This window comes from Paraburkholderia denitrificans (genome assembly GCF_042655705.1).
In the GTDB taxonomy this organism is placed as follows: Bacteria; Pseudomonadota; Gammaproteobacteria; order Burkholderiales; family Burkholderiaceae; genus Paraburkholderia; species Paraburkholderia denitrificans.
This window is the reverse complement of the sequence record NZ_JBHSMP010000008.1, coordinates 104,499-120,293: the sequence shown is the minus strand read 5'-3', so window position 1 is coordinate 120,293 and position 15,795 is coordinate 104,499. Positions and strand designations below refer to the sequence as shown.

Sequence of the window (15,795 nt, the reverse complement as noted above, 5' to 3'; positions counted from 1 at the left end):
TCGGGCGGCAATTTCCATGCGGAGCCGGTGGCGTTCGCGGCCGACAATCTCGCGCTCGCCGCCGCTGAAATCGGCGCGCTGGCCGAGCGCCGCATTGCGCTGCTGATCGATGCGACGCTCTCGGGCCTGCCGCCTTTCCTCGTGAAGGACGGCGGCGTGAACTCGGGCTTCATGATCGCGCACGTGACGGCGGCGGCGCTCGCCTCGGAGAACAAGACGCTGGCGCACCCGGCCTCGGTCGATTCGCTGCCGACCTCGGCGAACCAGGAAGACCACGTGTCGATGGCGACCTTCGCCGCGCGCAAGCTGGCCGACATCGCCGACAACACGGCCAACATTCTCGCTATTGAGCTGCTCGCGGCGGCGCAGGGCGTGGATCTGCGTGCGCCGTACCGGACGAGCCCGGCGCTCGCGCGCGTGATGGAGTCCGTGCGCAGCGAGGTGCCGCATTACGATCTCGACCGCTATTTCGCGCCGGATATCGCGGCGGTCACGCGGCTCGTGCAGGGCGGCGCGATTGCGGCGCACAGCCCGCTTGCGTTCGAGTCCGAAGCCGCGGCATGACGGGCGCATAGCCACGCGATGAACGCACCCGCATACCAGGGTATCAAGGACTTCATCCTCACGCGCATCGATTCGGGCGAGTGGTGCGAGGGCGACCAGGTGCCTTCGGAGAACGAGCTGGCGCGCGAATTCAAGGTCGCGCGCATGACCGTGAACCGCGCGCTGCGCGAGCTGAGCGCCGAGCAGGTGCTCACGCGCGTGCAGGGCGCAGGCACCTTTGTCGCGCGGCCGAAGTACGAATCGACGCTGGTGGCGATCCGCAGCATCTCCGACGAAATCGTTGCACGCGGCCACCGCTACCGCGCCGATGTGATCGAGGTCGGCGCGCTGTGCGCCAACGGGTGGCTCACCGGTGAAATGCAGATCGGCGCGAACGACACCGTGTTCCACTCGCGCGTGCTGCACTTTGAGAACGACGAGCCCGTGCAGCTCGAAGAGCGCTGGGTCAATCCATCGGCGGCGCCCGGCTACGCCGAGCAGGATTTCGCGCACATTACGCCGAACCAGTATCTCGTGCGCGTCGCGCCCTTGCAGCGTGTGGAGTACCGGATCGAGGCACTTGCGCCGGAGGGCGATACGCGCGCGCACCTCGCGATGGGCGAGGCCGAGCCGTGCCTCGTGCTGCACCGGCGCACCTGGTCGCGCGGGATTGTGGCGTCGGTGGCCAATCTCTGGCATCCGGGTAGCCGGTACCGCTTCACCGGGCATTTCTAGTCCGTTCGAGCCGCGTTCGTCTGGCTCGAACGCCTGCTTTTCCGGCCGCCGTCCTGCCCCTCGGCCGCGCATCCGTTCCGCTTTTTCTCTTTCTCGTTCCCTGACATGCGAGCGCGCCTCGTACGCACCTGGTAAGCACCTGTTACGTAGATTGCGCGCGATCGCACGAAACGACTAACCTTCAGTCACCGGCGCGGCACACGCGAGCCGCGCCGTTTCCATGGTTTCCGGATGGGGCGCATAGCGCGTGCGCACGAACCAGGGAGGATCCGAGCGATGGACGATACCGGCGCAACGCTCATGCCCGTGTGGCGCGCGAATCTTGCGCTCCTGACCCGACAAGTGGGCGCGGCCACGCGGCTTGCGCGCATGATGACGTTCTCCGAAAGCTACATGAAGCTGATTCTCTCGGGGCAGCGCGCCTTCAGCGGCGAATTCGTGCGCGGCGTCGAGGCGGTGACGGGCTTGCCCGAGGGCTGGATGGACGTGCCGCATCGCACGGACGAGGTGCCGCCCGCGGCGCGCGAGTCGATCGACAACGAGCGGCCCCATGCGCGCTTTCGCGGCACGGCGCACCCGGTGCGCAAGCCGCCGGTGCTGCGCGCGGAGCCGATCTTCGGGCAGACGGCCCCGGCCAGGCGCGACGATGCTGCCGCAGGCGCGGACTCGCACCGCCGCATGGCGGGCGTGCGCAAGATGCGCGACCTGGCCGTGCAGGACGTGCGCAAGCTCGAACGCTACCTGAGCGTGCCGCCCGTCGAGCCGAGCGTCATGCGCGCACGCGTCGAGGACGTGATCGCGGCGGCCGAACCCGACGAGAGCGTGTGCGCCGATCTCGCGGGGCGGCTCGAACAGATCGAGAAGCATCGTGAATTGCTGCTGCGTCACGTGACGAAGCTCCACGCGCTGCTCGCGCGCCTCGGAGAAGAGTGATCGCCGTGCTCGCTTGCCGGGCGATTGCCGCGCACTCAAGCGCGTGACCGGCGCGAATGACGTTTGCACGCGCTACGCCTTGCGCGTCGATGTGCTACAACAAAAATCGTAGCCATCGTTTCGCGAGGTCGCCGTGCATGCTCTCGCTGCTCCACTGCAACGCGCGCTCGTTCAGCGCGAGCGCGACGGTACCGAGGGTACCAACAGGCCGCCCATCGGCGTCGCGCTTGCCACAGGTGCGCAATGGTCGGTCGAAGATGTCGTCTGTACGCTCGGGCCGCGCGACCGGCCCTTTGAAGAGCGCCATGCGAGCGCGTGCCTCGCGATCGTCGCAGCGGGCGCATTCGACTATCGCAGCAGCAGCGGTGCCGCGCTGCTGACACCCGGCGCCTTGATGCTCGGCCGCACGGGCGAATGCTTCGAGTGCGGCCACCGCCACGCGGCGGGCGACCGCTGCATCTCCTTCCACTACGATCCGGACTGGCTTGACGAGCAGGCTGCCGCAGCGGGCCTCGCGCACGGTGCGCGCTGCTGGACGGCGCCGCGCGTGCCGCCGCTGCGCGCGCTCGCGCCCATTGTTGCGCGCGCCTGTGCGAACGTGCGGGACGAAGCGGCCACCGCGCTTGAAGCGCGGAATGCGTGGGACGAACTGGCGCTCGGACTCGCGGTCGCGACGCTGCAGGTCGCCGCGGGCGGCAAGGACGCGCATGGCGCAGCCACTGCGGCACAGCCAGCATCGGCGCGCGCGCGCGTCGTGGCTGCGCTGCGCCTGATCGACGAGACGCCCGACGCGGATCACTCGCTCGCAAGCCTTGCGGCGGCGGCGGGCGTGAGCGAGTTCTACTTCCTGCGGACTTTCTCGGCGGTGGCGGGCGTGACGCCGCATCAGTATCTGCTGCGAGCGCGCTTGCGTAGCGCTGCACTGCGGCTTGTCAGCGAAGACACGAAGATCGTCGATATCGCGTTCGCGAGCGGCTTTAACGACGTGTCGAACTTCAATGCCGCGTTTCGCGCCGAGTTCGGTGCGAGCCCGCGCGCCTGGCGTGCGGAAGAACGCGGGCGGCGGCTCGCGGCGACCTCGTGGCCCGGCGCGGCGCATGCGCGCGCGCAATATGGCCGGACGTAGACGCGCGTTTGCGGCGCGGCTTGCGTGCGTGCTGGGCGCAGTGTTGGGTACGGTACTGGCCGCGAGCGTCGCGCAGGCGCAAGGCGCGCAGGATCAGGCGCAGGATCAGGCCCAGAATCAGGCGAATTCGGCAGACGCCGCACCGGCCACGATTGTGCGCGACGTGCATCTGTTCGTCGTGCAGGAAGACGGCTCCATCACCGAACACGACGACAACGTGATGCGCGCCAACACGCGAGCGGGCGTCGATCAGGCGGCGCAGCGCTACGTCTGGTTCAATAAGGATATCGAAACGATCACGACGCTATCGGCGCAGACCATCGACCCCGACGGCACGGTTCATCCGGTCGGCCCACAGGGAATCCGCGACGTGCAGGAGCCGCGCTCGGCGGGCGCGCCGACCTTCCAGGACGGCGTGCTGCGCACGGTCGTCTACCCCGGCGTGCGGCCAGGCTCGCAAGTGCGTCTCACGTTCGGCAAGCGCCGCGCGAAACCCCTGCAGGCGGGCGCGTTTTCGTATTTCGTCGAGCCGTCGGGCGAACCCATCGAATTTCAGCGGCTCATCTTCGACCTTCCCGCCGATCTGCCGCTGCACGTCGACGCGCGCGGCTACGTTGCGCTCGCACCGGTCACCGCGAACGGCCGTACGCGCTACATCTTCGATTACAGCCACGGTCCGTATGCGCTGCTCGAACCGGGCGCGGTGGCCTACGCGAACTGGGGCGACCGCCTGATGGTGACGACGGTGCCGAGCTTCGCAGCTTTCGCCGCGCTCTATCGTGAGGCCGCCGCCGACCCGAGCGCGACCGATCCGTCGATTGCCGCGCTCGCGCACGCGCTCACGGCCGACGCGCGCGACCCGCGCGAAGCGGCGGCCCGCATCTACGACTGGATGCGCCTGAATATCCGCTATGTCGCGCTTTTCCTCGGCGAAACCCAGGCGGTGCCGCATCGTGCCGTCGATGTCCTGCGCAACCGTTACGGCGACTGCAAGGACCACGTGGCGCTCTTTACCGCGCTGCTCGCGGCGGCGGGCATCCGTGCCGAGGCGGCGCTGGTGCACCTCGGTCCCGTCTATACGCTGCCCGATGTGCCCGGCTACGGCGCCGATGCGATCAATCACGTGATCGCGTGGCTGCCCGATCTCGGCGTGTTCGCGGACACGTCGTCGGGCGGCGTCGCCTTCGGCTATCTACCGGCAAGTGTGATGGATCGGCCGGCGCTGCTCGTCGACGACGGCGTGATGGTCCGCACGCCCGCGACACAGCCGCATGCGCGCGACGCGTGGCTCGCCATCGACGTGGGGCGCGACGGCGAAGCGGTGTACCGCTATCACGTCGAGGACGACGGCGCAGGCGCGGAGCCCGAGCGCAACACGTTTCGCCGCGCGACGCGCAAGGAGGCGCAGCAGGTCGCGATGCTGCGTCTGCGGCTGACCGGGCTCACGGGCGAGGCGCAGATCACGACGAGCGCACCCGACGCGACGTCCGGCCCGTTCTCGACGACGACCGAGGGGACGCTCGATCATTTCGTCTGGCCCGAGGGCACCACGACGCTGCCGGCGCTATCGAGCCTGGCGGGCGGCATTGCCACGCGGATCGACGCGTGGCTCGCGCAGCCGCACCGCACGCAGCCGTGGGCCTGCGTGAGCGGCGATTACGACGAATCCGCGCAAATGCAGCTGCCAGCGAACGTGCGGGTAACCGATGTGCCGCACGATGTGAGCGTTCAGGGCGGGGAAGAGAAGGGGGGCGAGGCAGGCGGTGCGCTCGCGTACGCGGCGCGTTACGTGTTCGATCCGCTCTCGCGCACGGTGCAGATCGTGCGCCACCTCAAGGCGCACTTCGGCCATCAGATGTGCTCGGCTGCGGAATTCGCGCAGATGCGCGATGCGCTCGTGCGCATCCAGCGCGATACGCACGCGCAGATCGTCGTGCGCGCGCAGGGCGGGCGACCGGCTGGCTCGACCGATTAGCCCGCCTGCATCTCCAGCACGGCTTCGCGAAGCTGCACGAGCGGCGCTTTCGTGTCTTCGTTGGCCCAGTCTTCGAGATCGTCGAGTGCGCGGTTGCAGCCGTCGAGCACCACGTCGAGATCGACCGGCACGCCGTTGGCGAGCGCGAAGCGCAGCGTCGCGGCAAAGCGTTCGCAGTCGTCGTCGCCGTACGCGATGTCGAGGTTGTCCGCGATCGTCTGCGCAATCGCGCTGCGCGCGCGGTCGCTCCCGTCGACGAAATCGATGATGCCGCGCGCAACTTCAGGCGCGTGATAAAGCGCGATATCGAGCCATTGCGCGGCGTCGAAATCGTTCTCGTGGCTTTGCGTCTCGAAGTATTCGATCGCTTCCTGTTCGTGGGTTTCGCCTGCGTCGACGGCAAGGCAAAGCTGCTCGAAATACTCTTCCTGTTCGCTGCGGATCGGGTCGGACATCGGTCAATCTCTTCAATCTTCAATCAAGGTGCGCACCGTGCGCGGCCCGCATTATAGGCCGTGCCGTGCCACGCGACGTCACACGATCCCGCGCGCATGTCACGCGCGCATGTCACGGACCTCACGCCCCATCGGCGGCCCACGCGTCGAACCACTCGCGCGGCCGTGCGATCTGGTCCTGCGCGGCGACGATCTCCAGCTCGTAGCGGCCCGCATCCCACGTCGCCTTGACCACGGCGTTCACGGCCGCGACCGTATGCTCGAACGCCGGGCGCAGCGCGTCGCCGAGCATGAGCCGCGCGACGAACACGGCGCACGTCACATCGCCGACGCCGACCGGCTGGCGCGCGAACGGATAGAACGGACGCTGCGCGAGCCATGCTTCGCGCTCGGTCACGACGAGCATGTTGAAACGGTTGGCGGGACTGTTGCGGTCGAGCAGCTGCTTCACGAGGATCACTTTCGGGCCGCGCCGCAGCAGTTCGCGGCATGCGGCCACGGCTTCCTCGGCGGTCTCGATCTCGCGGCCCACGAGGCGCTGCAGCTCGCTGTGGTTCGGCATCAACGCGTCGGCGACTTCGGGCATGTGCGAGACGAGAAATTCCTCGATGCCGGGCTGCACCTTGCAGCCGTTCGCCGTGCCCATCACCGGGTCGCAGAAATACTGCGCGTGGGGGTTGGCCGCTTTCACCGCGCGCACGATGTCGATCACGGCCTGCGCCTGGTCGGGCGCGCCGAGGTAGCCCGAGAGCACGGCGTCGCAACGCGGCAGCACGCCGATTGCGCCAATGCCGTCGACGAGGCTGGCCAACTGGTCCGCGTCGATCGCGCTGCCGGTCCAGTGGCCGTATTGCGTGTGATTGGAGAACTGCACGGTGTTGAGCGGCCAGACGTTGACGCCGAGTCGCCGCATCGGGAACACGGCGGCGCTGTTGCCCGCGTGGCCGAATACGACGTGGGACTGGATGCTCAGGACATTGTTCATGGTGGATCCGTTGGATTCGGGCCCGCTGGTAGCGCTATTTCAGCAACATGGCAGCGCTATTTCAGCGACATGCAGCGAGTTTGCAGCGCTATTGCGGCGGCGAGCAACGGCGGCAGCAAGCGCGTCGTGCGCGTCGCACGCAGAGTGCATTGCAGCAACGATAACCGAATTGGGCACAAGCAGTCGACCGGCTTATGCGGATGCTGTTGCGCCGAAGCCGTCGTCGAGGCGATGTGCGGGTGATGCGCGCGTGCGTCAGACGAGCTCGCGATAGAGCGCCATGTAGCGCTGCGCCGATACGGCCCAGCCGAAATCCTTGCGCATCGCGCGCTCGCGCGTATCGCGCCAGTCGCGGCTGCGCGCGTAGAGCGCGAAGGCGCGGCGAATGGCGGCTGTGAGCGCGTCGGGTTCGAAGCGCTCGAACACGAAACCGGTGGCGAGCGCGTCGGCGAGATTTTCGAGGGATGCGTCCACGACCGTGTCCGCGAGGCCGCCCACGCGATGCACGAGCGGCAGCGCGCCGTACGCGAGCGCGTACATCTGCGTGAGCCCGCAGGGCTCGAAGCGCGAGGGCACGGCGATCACATCGGCGCCCGCGATGATCGCGTGAGCGAGCGCCTCGTCGAAACCGAGTTCGACCGCAACCGATTCGGGATGCTGGCGCGCCGCGCGCGCGAAGCCCTGTTCGAGGCTCGCGTCGCCGGTGCCGAGCACGACGCACTGGCCGCCGCGCGAGACGATCTCGGGCAGCGCGGCGAGCAGCAGGTCGAGGCCTTTTTGTTCCGTGAGGCGGCTCACCACGCCGAACAGCGGCGCATCGTGTTTCTGGGCGAGCTTCAGGCGCGCCTGAAGCTCGGTCTTGCAGCGCAGCTTGCCGCTCATGTGATCGGCGCTATAGCGCGCGGCGATCGTTTCGTCGGTGGCCGGGTTCCACACGCCGTAATCGACGCCGTTGAGAATCCCGATGAGATCGTGCGTGCGGCCCCGCAGCAGGGCTTCGAGCCCGCCGCCCTGGGCGACGGTCTGAATCTCGTGCGCGTACGTCGGGCTCACGGTCGTGATTTTGTCGGCGAAGTAAAGACCGGCTTTCAGAAACGAAAGCTGGCCGTAAAACTCGACGCCGTGCATGTCGAAAAAATCGGCGGGCAGGCCGAGGCTGCCGAACTGCTGCGCGGGAAAGATGCCCTGGTAGGCGAGGTTGTGGATCGTGAAGACCGAGCGCGCGTGCGCGTGTCCGGCCGGCAGGCCATGCTCGCGCGCCGCCGCGCGCAGGTAGGCGGGCGCGAGGCCCGCATGCCAGTCGTGCGCCTGCACGATCTGTGGCGCCCACGCGCGGTCGATGTGCTGCGCGAGCTGCGCCGCCGTCCAGCCGAGCAACGCGAAGCGTTGGGCGTTGTCGCCATAGGGCACGTGCTCGGCGTCGAGATAAGGGTTGCCGGGGCGCGCGTAAAAACTGTCCGCGCGAATCATGTAGACCGGCAGATCGCTGCCCGGCACGCGGCCGAGTTCGAGCGACGCCTCGCGCGCGCCGAAGCTGCGTTCGAGCCGTGCGATGGGGCGCAGATCGGCAAGACCGTCTGCGATGCCCGCGAATCCGGGCAGCAGCAGACGGGCGTCCGCGCCCTGTTCGATCAGCGCGGCGGGCAGGGCGGCGGTGACGTCGGCCAGTCCGCCGGTCTTCAGGAGTGGATAGAGTTCGCTGGCTACGTGCAGGACGCGGATAGTCATCGGGCGGGTGTCCTCTCGGTGCTCTGCTACGTCATTCGGGGCGGTTTCAGGGCTGCTGCGCGCTCGCTGCTGCACGGCGGGTGAACGGCTCGCACGGCGCGTTCAAGGTTCGCACTGCGTGCTCAGGGCTCGCACGGCGCGCGGGCAGGCTTGCCGCTATGTTCCGCCCTGCGCGCGCGTGAGCGCGTCCTGCGTGACCAGCACGACGCCGCTTTCGGTGCGATAGAACCGTTCCGCATCGCGTACCGGATCCTCGCCGATCACGGTGCCGTCCGGGATCGTGCAGCCGCGGTCGACCACGACCTTGCGCAGCCGGCTGCTCGCGCCCACCGTGACCTGCGGCAACAAGACTGCCTCGGCAATGTTGCAAAACGACTTCACGACGACATTCGACGAAAGCACCGAGCGCGAAATCTGCGACCCGGAGATCACACAGCCGCCGCAGACGATGAGGTTCGTGCCCGAGCCTTGCAGGCCGTTCAGGTCGCGGACGAATTTCGCGGGCGGCAACTGCTCCTGGTAGGTCCAGATCGGCCAGGTGCGGTCGTAGAGATCGAGTGCCGGGATCGTCGAGGCGAGGTCGAGATTCGCGGACCAGTAGGCGTCGATGGTGCCGACGTCGCGCCAGTACGGCTCGGCGCTCGGGTCCGAACTGACGCACGAGAGGCTGAACGGATGCGCGATCGCATGGCCTTCGGTGACGACGCGCGGAATGATGTCCTTGCCGAAGTCGTGATCGGTCGCCGACATCGCGATGTTCTCTTCGAGCAGCTTGATGAGGTAGCCCGTGTTGAACACGTAAATGCCCATGCTCGCGAGCGCCGTGTCGGGGTGCCCGGGCATGGCGGGCGGGTCGTCGGGTTTTTCGACGAAGCCCGTCACGCGGCGCGACTCGTCGACGGCCATGACGCCGAACGCGCGCGCTTCGAGCCGCGGCACCTCGATGCAGCCCACGGTGCAGTCCGCGCCGCTTGCGGCGTGGTCGCCGACCATGCGCGTGTAATCCATCTTGTAGACGTGATCGCCTGCCAGCACGACCACGTATTTCGGTGCGATGGAGCGGATGATGTCGAGATTCTGGTAGACGGCGTCGGCGGTGCCGCGATACCAGTGCGCGCCTTCGACGCGCTGCTGCGCGGGCCACAAGTCGAGGAACTCGTTGAATTCGCCGCGCAGGAAACCCCAGCCGCGCTGCAGATGGCGCAACAGCGAATGCGCCTTGTACTGCGTGACGACGGCGATGCGGCGGATGCCCGAATTCAGGCAGTTCGACAGCGCGAAGTCGATGATGCGGAACTTGCCGCCGAAGTAGACGGCGGGTTTGACGCGCTTGTCGGTGAGCGGGCCGAGCCGCGTGCCGCGCCCGCCCGCGAGCACGATCGCGAGCGTCGTGCGTTGCAGATCGTTGAGGCTTGCCGGAGCTTCCATGGATGTCTCCTGTCTCCTTGTTGTGCCCCCGGATTGACTGGCGCGTTGGTGCGCGTTGGTGCGTGTTCGTGCGCGTTTTGTCCGCGCGCCGCCGATGCTCGCTGACGCTTTTTTGTTGGCTTGTATAGATTGTTCTAGCACCGAATGGCACGTCATGCGAATTGGCGGTACGCATTGAAGTTGCGTACCGCGGTGGTGTGTTGCGACGGCCTCTTGCGGGGACGTATCGGCCCGCAGCGAAGCGCTTGCCGCGCGTTCGGGCCGGAGCGGATCTGTGCGTCCGGGCGCAGGCGCTGTGCCGCGCCGCTAGAATCGCTGGCGGTGCGTGCTGCGTACCTCGCCGCACCCGCTATCCGCATTTGGCGACCAACCCGGCGACGAACCGGACGAACCGGACGAACAACACGCTTCCCCGCTCATGACCTTGATCCGCAAACTTTCCGCCCTCGCTGCCGTGTGCTGCGCCGCTGCGTTCAGTCACACCGTCGTGGCCGACGATGGCCCTGCGTACGGTCCCGAACTCGAAGGGTTCAGCTATCCGCACACGGTTCAGGAATTCGCGTTCACATCGCAGGGGCAGTCGCTGCAGATGGCGTACATGGATGTCCAGCCGACGAAGCCCAACGGCCGCACGGTCGTCCTGCTGCACGGCAAGAATTTCTGCGCCGCGACCTGGGAGCAGACGATCGGCGAACTGGCATCGGCGGGCTACCGCGTGATCGCGCCGGACCAGATCGGTTTTTGCAAGTCGAGCAAGCCTGCCGCTTATCAGTTCAGCTTCCAGCAGCTCGCGCGCAACACCCATGCGCTGCTTGCGTCGCTCGGCATCGTGCGCGCGACGATGATCGGCCATTCGACGGGCGGCATGCTTGCCGTTCGCTATGCGCTGATGTATCCGCAGGACACGGAGCAACTCGTGCTCGCGGACCCGATCGGCCTCGAAGACTGGAAGGCATTGGGCGTGCCGTCGTTATCCGTCGACGACTGGTATGCGCGCGAACTGAAGACGAGCGCGGACGGCATTCGCCGCTACGAGCAGGCCACGTATTACGCGGGGCAGTGGCGGCCTTCGTACGAGCCGTGGGTGCAGATGCTGGCGGGGATGTATCGCGGGCCCGGCAAGAAACAGGTGGCGTGGGATTCGGCGCTGCTCTACGACATGATCTACACGCAGCCCGTTATTTATGAATTCGGCCAGCTGCGGATGCCGACGCTGCTGCTGATCGGCGACAAGGACACGACCGCAATCGGCAAGGATGCCGCGCCGCCCGAAGTGCGCGCGAAGCTCGGCCATTACCCGGAACTCGCGAAGGCCGCGCAGCGGGCGATTCCGCACGCGACGCTCATCGAGTTTCCCGAGCTTGGCCATGCGCCGCAGATTCAGGATCCGCAGGCGTTTCACAAGGCGCTGCTGGCCTGGCTGGCAGCGGCGCCGGAAAACCGTTGAGCGATCAAGCAGTTTTCAGTCGCGACGCCTGTTCCTGCGTTGCGCGCGACCAGGCGAAACCGGCGGTTCGCTCAATGCGTCCGTTGAAAGACCCATTCGCCGCCGCCCTCGCGACAGAAACGCGGGTGCAATGTCATCGACTGGCCCCGGGATTGCAGAACGACGCTGGTTTCGCGACAGGTACGGGGGCCGTCATGTGTGGTGCGGTCCGGCGTGACCGTCGCGTCGACCCGAATGCCGCGACTCACCCCTTCGGACGACCACTGCGTCGATTCTCCGTCCGCCTTATGGTCCAGCGACTCGCGCAGCACTTTCAGCAGCGCGGCGTTGTCCTGTTGCGTCATCGCCGCGACCGGCGTGTCGCGCAAAAAGCCGAGATTAGCCGCATGCGCCGTGCACACGCTCGTGGAAAGCAGCACGGCGGCCATCAGATGAAGCGTGGTTCGGGTTCGCAACGTCTGGATCGTGCATTCTCCGTCGAAGGGTGTCGGATCGTCGCCAAGAGTAGCACGGGGTCTGGTAACCCTTGTGCCAAACGGATGGTTTCTGGTGCGGCAGGCGGGACTCGAATCACCGGTCCCCGGCCTGGAAGCTGTGTCCCGACACCGGAAGCGCTCCACCGGATTGGATCTACGAATATCCACGTCTCGACCGGCATGAACTGTCTGCTCATGTCCGCAGCGTGCCGCTGGAATGTAGCAATGTCATGCGGAAGCGTTCGACGAGTGGTCTCAGGTTGACCCTGTGCCATGCGGCCCAAAGAGCCGTGCGGTAGCTGAACCATGACAGCTCGCGCAGCACAACGCCGGCCGGCGCCTGATGGCGCAGGCTTTGCTGGATCATGGTGAGCCCGAGGCCGGCGGCGACGAGCCCGAGCGCGGCCAGCGGCTCGGTCGCTTCCATCGCGATATCGGGCGTGAAGCCCGCCTTCGCGCATGCCGCAATGAAGTTGTCGTGCCGCAGCGCGCCTTCCGTGTGCATCACGCCAATCCACTTCTGCGCCGCCAGGTCTTCAGGGGTGAAGTGTTTTGCGTCGGCGAGCGGATGGCCCTCCGGAATCGCGAGCAGCATCGGGTCGTCAAGCACCTGTGCGGCTTCGAGATCCGGGTCGTCGGACGGTGGCGGATCGCAGACGAGGGCAATGTCGAGGCTGCGCTGACGCAGGCCCGTGAGCTGTTCGGTCGAGCGGTAGTTGTAGAGCGCGATGTGCACATCGGGCTTGTCCTCGCGGAGTTGCCGCAGCGCGTTGGGCAGGACGCCGGAGTGCATCGCGTTCTCCAGATAGCCGATACACAGACCGCCTTCGTCGCCGCGCCCCAGCCGCCGCGCGAGCGCTTCGAGGCGCTTCGCGTGGGTGAGAAACGCCTGCGTTTCGGCGAGAAATGTCCGTCCATCGGTCGTCAGACGAATGCGCTGCTGCGAGCGCTCGAACAGCGTCAAGCCGAGGTGTTCCTCGAGCTGGGCGATCTGGCGGCTGAGCGGCGACTGCGAAATATGCAACCGTTCTGCAGCCCGGCCGACGTGCTCTTCTTCGGCGACAGCCACGAAATAATGCAACTGGCGGATGTCCAGCATATAAGACCTCATGGGACTCAAGTCTGTCTAATTATGTCTTGGACGGACTTAGCCTGGCAACCTAGACTCTCGCTACCGACTCAACACAAGGAGCAGATCGATGAGTATCAAGGATAAGTTGCCGGCCGGTACGCGGCTCGGTTTTGGCACAGCCCCGCTTGGCAACATGTTCCGGAACATTCCGGAAGACGAAGCACTGGCGACCGTCAAGGCGGCGTGGGATCAGGGCGTCCGTTATTTCGACACGGCCCCCCTGTACGGCGCGGGCCTGTCCGAAATCCGCCTCGGGAAAGCACTTGCCGGCTATCGGCGCGACGAATACGTGCTGAGCACGAAAGTCGGCCGTGTGATTCTCGATGAAATCGAGGATGCAGGCGCGCGCGATCTGGGCGAGAAAGGCGGCGTGTTCGAATTCGGCCTTCCTAACAAGATCGTCAACGACTATTCGGCCGACGCCACGTTGCGCTCGGTCGAAGACAGCCTGAAGCGCCTGAACACCGACCGCCTGGATATCGTCTGGGTACATGACGTCGCACAGGACTTCTACGGCGACGAATGGCTCGCGGTCTTCGAATCGGCGCGTACGGGCGCGTTCCGTGCGCTGACGCGGCTGCGTGACGAAGGCGTCATCAAGGCCTGGGGACTTGGCGTGAACCGCGTCGAACCGTGCGAACTGCTGCTCGACCTCTCCGAGTCGAAGCCGGACGGCTTCCTGCTCGCTGGCCGTTACTCGCTGCTCGATCACGAGCGTGCGTTGCAGCGCCTGATACCGGCTGCCGCCGCGCGGAACGTCGAGATCGTCGCAGGCGGTCCGTACAGTTCCGGCGTGCTGGCGGGCGGCGCGAACTTCGAATACCAGAAGGCGTCGCCGGAGATTCTCGCGAAGGTCGAACGCATCAGGGCCGTCGCCGCTCGCCACAACGTGAGCGTCAAGGCCGCGGCGCTGCAGTTCGTGCTGGCCAACCCGGTCGTCGCGGCGGTGATTCCGGGCGCAAGCAAGCCGGCCCGCATCGCGGAAGACCACGCGGCCGTCAAGGAGGTCATTCCCGCGGACTTCTGGCGCGAGTTGCGCGAGCAAGGTCTCGTGGCGGCGAACGCGCCGCTGCCGGCCAACGCCTGAGGAGAGAGAAATGGCTCGGGCCAGTGCATCCATCGGGATTCCCGTTTCGCCCGACATCGTGCGGCAACGGATCGGCGGCTTCAACTCGCTGCCGGACTGGCTTCCATACATGTCGTCCAGCGAATCGGGCGAAGGCGGCTGCGTGCGACGCCTCGCCAAAACCCGAATGGCGAAACGCTCGTCAAGTGTCTGCGCAGGCGTTTCATGCGGCGCAGCCCACGCAGCCTGGAATGCGGCGCGCCGCGAATCCCACGCTGCCGCGCTCATTTCCCGGCGGCCAACGCCTCGCGCACTTCAGCGGTGATCTCGAACGAGCGTAGCCGCGCGGCATGATCGTAGATCTGCGCGGTGACGATCAGCTCGTCGGCGCCGGTCTGCTCGATTACCGACGCGAGCCCTGCGCGCACCGTTTCGCGCGCACCGACCACCGAGCAGGCGAGCGCATTTTCCACACCCGCGAGTTCGAATGCGTCCGCGTCGGGCTTTTCGACGGGCGGCGGCAACTGGCCGGGCGTGCCGCGCCGCAGATTCAGAAATTGCTGCTGCAACGAAGTGAAGAGAAAGCGTGCTTCGTCATCGGAGCCAGCAGCGAAGACATTGACGCCCACGATCGCATGAGGCTTCGCCAGCGCGGCAGACGGCCGGAACTGCGAGCGATAGATTCGCAGCGCCGTCAACAGGTGGTCCGGTGCGAAATGCGAAGCGAATGCGAACGGCAGACCCATGGCGGCTGCCATCTGCGCGCCAAAGAGGCTCGATCCGAGGATATAGAGCGGCACGGACAGCCCCGCGCCCGGCACGGCGCGCACGCGCTGGCCTTCGACGGGCGGCGCGAAATAGCGCTGGAGTTCGGTGACGTCGTCGGGGAACGCATCGGCGCTCGACTGCAGATCGCGCCGCAGCGCGCGCGCCGTCGTCTGGTCGGTGCCGGGGGCGCGGCCGAGTCCGAGATCGATACGGCCGGGGTAAAGCGATTCGAGCGTGCCGAACTGCTCGGCGATCACGAGCGGCGCGTGGTTCGGCAGCATGATGCCGCCTGCGCCGACGCGAATCGTGCGCGTGCCGCCCGCGACGTAGCCGATCACAACCGATGTCGCGGCGCTGGCGATGCCGGTCATGTTGTGGTGCTCGGCGAGCCAGTAGCGATGGTAGCCCCAGCGTTCGGCGTGCTGCGCGAGATCGAGCGTATTGCGCAGGGCGGCGCCGGCGTTCGAGCCAGCGGGAATCGGCGAGAGATCGAGGACGGAGAAGGGGATCATGGCTTTTGGTGTTTTGCGCTTGGTGTTTCGTGCCTGGTGCCTGGTGTTTCGCATTTCGTGAGGCGCGGCCCGGCAAAGCGGACGCGAAGTATGTTGCATTGTGCAGGAGCGCTCCGGTGCTTGCTGATGGCGAGCCAATATGCAAATGAGCGCAAAGAAGCTTGAATGAGCGCGCACGAGCGAAACCGGGCGCACACGAGTCCAAACGAAATCGAGAATCGTTTATATCTGCGCGTGGGGTTAATTCATCCGGCCGGGCGACTATCGCCCTTGCGAAGAATATGGGTTTCAAATGCCTTTCTTGAGCGCCAAAAGCCTGTGAACGTTGAAGGCGAATCGTCCGCGGGCTGAAAAATTCATCGAAATTGCAACGGCAGGAAGCAGTTTTGCTGCCAGCGCTAAGGCGTGACCGGGTGGTTACTGCTACAATTTTCGGCGTCGAATCGGGGCGCGAGCAATCCCGAGCAGTCCGCAACAGTGTGGATT

General features: G+C 66.5%; 14 protein-coding genes. 7 read left to right on the top strand and 7 right to left on the bottom strand.

Annotated elements, in window-relative coordinates:
• The 5 genes from ACFPTO_RS05845 to ACFPTO_RS05825 all read left to right on the top strand — a co-directional run.
• Positions 1-564, top strand: a 564-nt coding sequence (locus ACFPTO_RS05845; protein WP_377710095.1) for an aromatic amino acid lyase, incomplete at its 5' end; no start/stop codon positions are given.
• A gap of 18 nt (positions 565-582) precedes the next feature.
• Positions 583-1,278, top strand: a complete 696-nt coding sequence (gene hutC / locus ACFPTO_RS05840; protein WP_377710093.1) for a histidine utilization repressor — start codon at positions 583-585, stop codon at positions 1,276-1,278.
• Between the two features lie 276 nt (positions 1,279-1,554).
• On the top strand, positions 1,555-2,211 hold the full coding sequence (locus tag ACFPTO_RS05835) for a hypothetical protein (RefSeq protein WP_377710091.1): 657 nt from the start codon (positions 1,555-1,557) through the stop codon (positions 2,209-2,211).
• A 133-nt stretch (positions 2,212-2,344) separates the two neighbouring features.
• Positions 2,345-3,337, top strand: coding sequence for a helix-turn-helix transcriptional regulator (locus ACFPTO_RS05830; protein ID WP_377710089.1), 993 nt, complete (start codon positions 2,345-2,347; stop codon positions 3,335-3,337).
• Entirely contained in the window at positions 3,309-5,312 is a 2,004-nt protein-coding gene (locus ACFPTO_RS05825; protein ID WP_377710088.1) for a DUF3857 domain-containing transglutaminase family protein, read from the top strand. Before ACFPTO_RS05830 ends, ACFPTO_RS05825 begins: the two co-directional genes overlap by 29 nt.
• Here ACFPTO_RS05825 and ACFPTO_RS05820 read toward each other — a convergent pair.
• From ACFPTO_RS05820 to glgC, 4 genes are all read right to left on the bottom strand, one after another.
• Positions 5,309-5,767 (bottom strand): hypothetical protein, encoded by a 459-nt coding sequence (locus tag ACFPTO_RS05820; protein WP_377710087.1) that lies wholly within the window; start codon positions 5,765-5,767, stop codon positions 5,309-5,311. The two genes, ACFPTO_RS05825 and ACFPTO_RS05820, sit on opposite strands and share 4 nt — an antisense overlap.
• Before the next feature lie 121 nt (positions 5,768-5,888).
• Positions 5,889-6,752 carry a pyridoxal kinase PdxY gene (gene pdxY / locus ACFPTO_RS05815; protein WP_377710085.1) on the bottom strand — a complete coding sequence of 288 codons (864 nt, stop codon included), beginning with the start codon at positions 6,750-6,752 and terminating at the stop codon, positions 5,889-5,891.
• 255 nt (positions 6,753-7,007) lie between these two features.
• The gene (glgA, locus tag ACFPTO_RS05810; protein WP_377710084.1) at positions 7,008-8,480 is read right to left on the bottom strand and encodes a glycogen synthase GlgA; all 1,473 of its coding nucleotides are present in this window, start codon (positions 8,478-8,480) and stop codon (positions 7,008-7,010) included.
• A 156-nt stretch (positions 8,481-8,636) separates the two neighbouring features.
• Complete coding sequence (gene glgC / locus ACFPTO_RS05805; RefSeq protein WP_377710083.1) at positions 8,637-9,908, bottom strand: glucose-1-phosphate adenylyltransferase; 1,272 nt, start codon at positions 9,906-9,908, stop codon at positions 8,637-8,639.
• 418 nt (positions 9,909-10,326) lie between these two features.
• On the opposite strand from glgC, the gene ACFPTO_RS05800 reads away from it, so the two are divergent.
• Positions 10,327-11,355 carry an alpha/beta fold hydrolase gene (locus ACFPTO_RS05800; RefSeq protein WP_377710082.1) on the top strand — a complete coding sequence of 343 codons (1,029 nt, stop codon included), beginning with the start codon at positions 10,327-10,329 and terminating at the stop codon, positions 11,353-11,355.
• A 71-nt stretch (positions 11,356-11,426) separates the two neighbouring features.
• Here ACFPTO_RS05800 and ACFPTO_RS05795 read toward each other — a convergent pair whose 3' ends face one another.
• Together ACFPTO_RS05795 and ACFPTO_RS05790 are read right to left on the bottom strand one after the other, a co-directional pair.
• Complete coding sequence (locus ACFPTO_RS05795) at positions 11,427-11,783, bottom strand: hypothetical protein (protein WP_377710081.1); 357 nt, start codon at positions 11,781-11,783, stop codon at positions 11,427-11,429.
• 241 nt (positions 11,784-12,024) lie between these two features.
• Entirely contained in the window at positions 12,025-12,930 is a 906-nt protein-coding gene (locus ACFPTO_RS05790; protein ID WP_377710079.1) for a LysR substrate-binding domain-containing protein, read from the bottom strand.
• A 100-nt stretch (positions 12,931-13,030) separates the two neighbouring features.
• Between ACFPTO_RS05790 and ACFPTO_RS05785 the strand changes: the two genes are divergently transcribed.
• The gene (locus ACFPTO_RS05785) at positions 13,031-14,050 is read left to right on the top strand and encodes an aldo/keto reductase (protein WP_377710078.1); all 1,020 of its coding nucleotides are present in this window, start codon (positions 13,031-13,033) and stop codon (positions 14,048-14,050) included.
• A gap of 263 nt (positions 14,051-14,313) precedes the next feature.
• Here ACFPTO_RS05785 and ACFPTO_RS05780 read toward each other — a convergent pair whose 3' ends face one another.
• A complete protein-coding gene (locus ACFPTO_RS05780) occupies positions 14,314-15,309 on the bottom strand; it encodes an LLM class flavin-dependent oxidoreductase (protein WP_377710076.1) in 996 nt (331 codons plus the stop codon).
• Between the last annotated feature and the right edge of the window lie 486 nt (positions 15,310-15,795).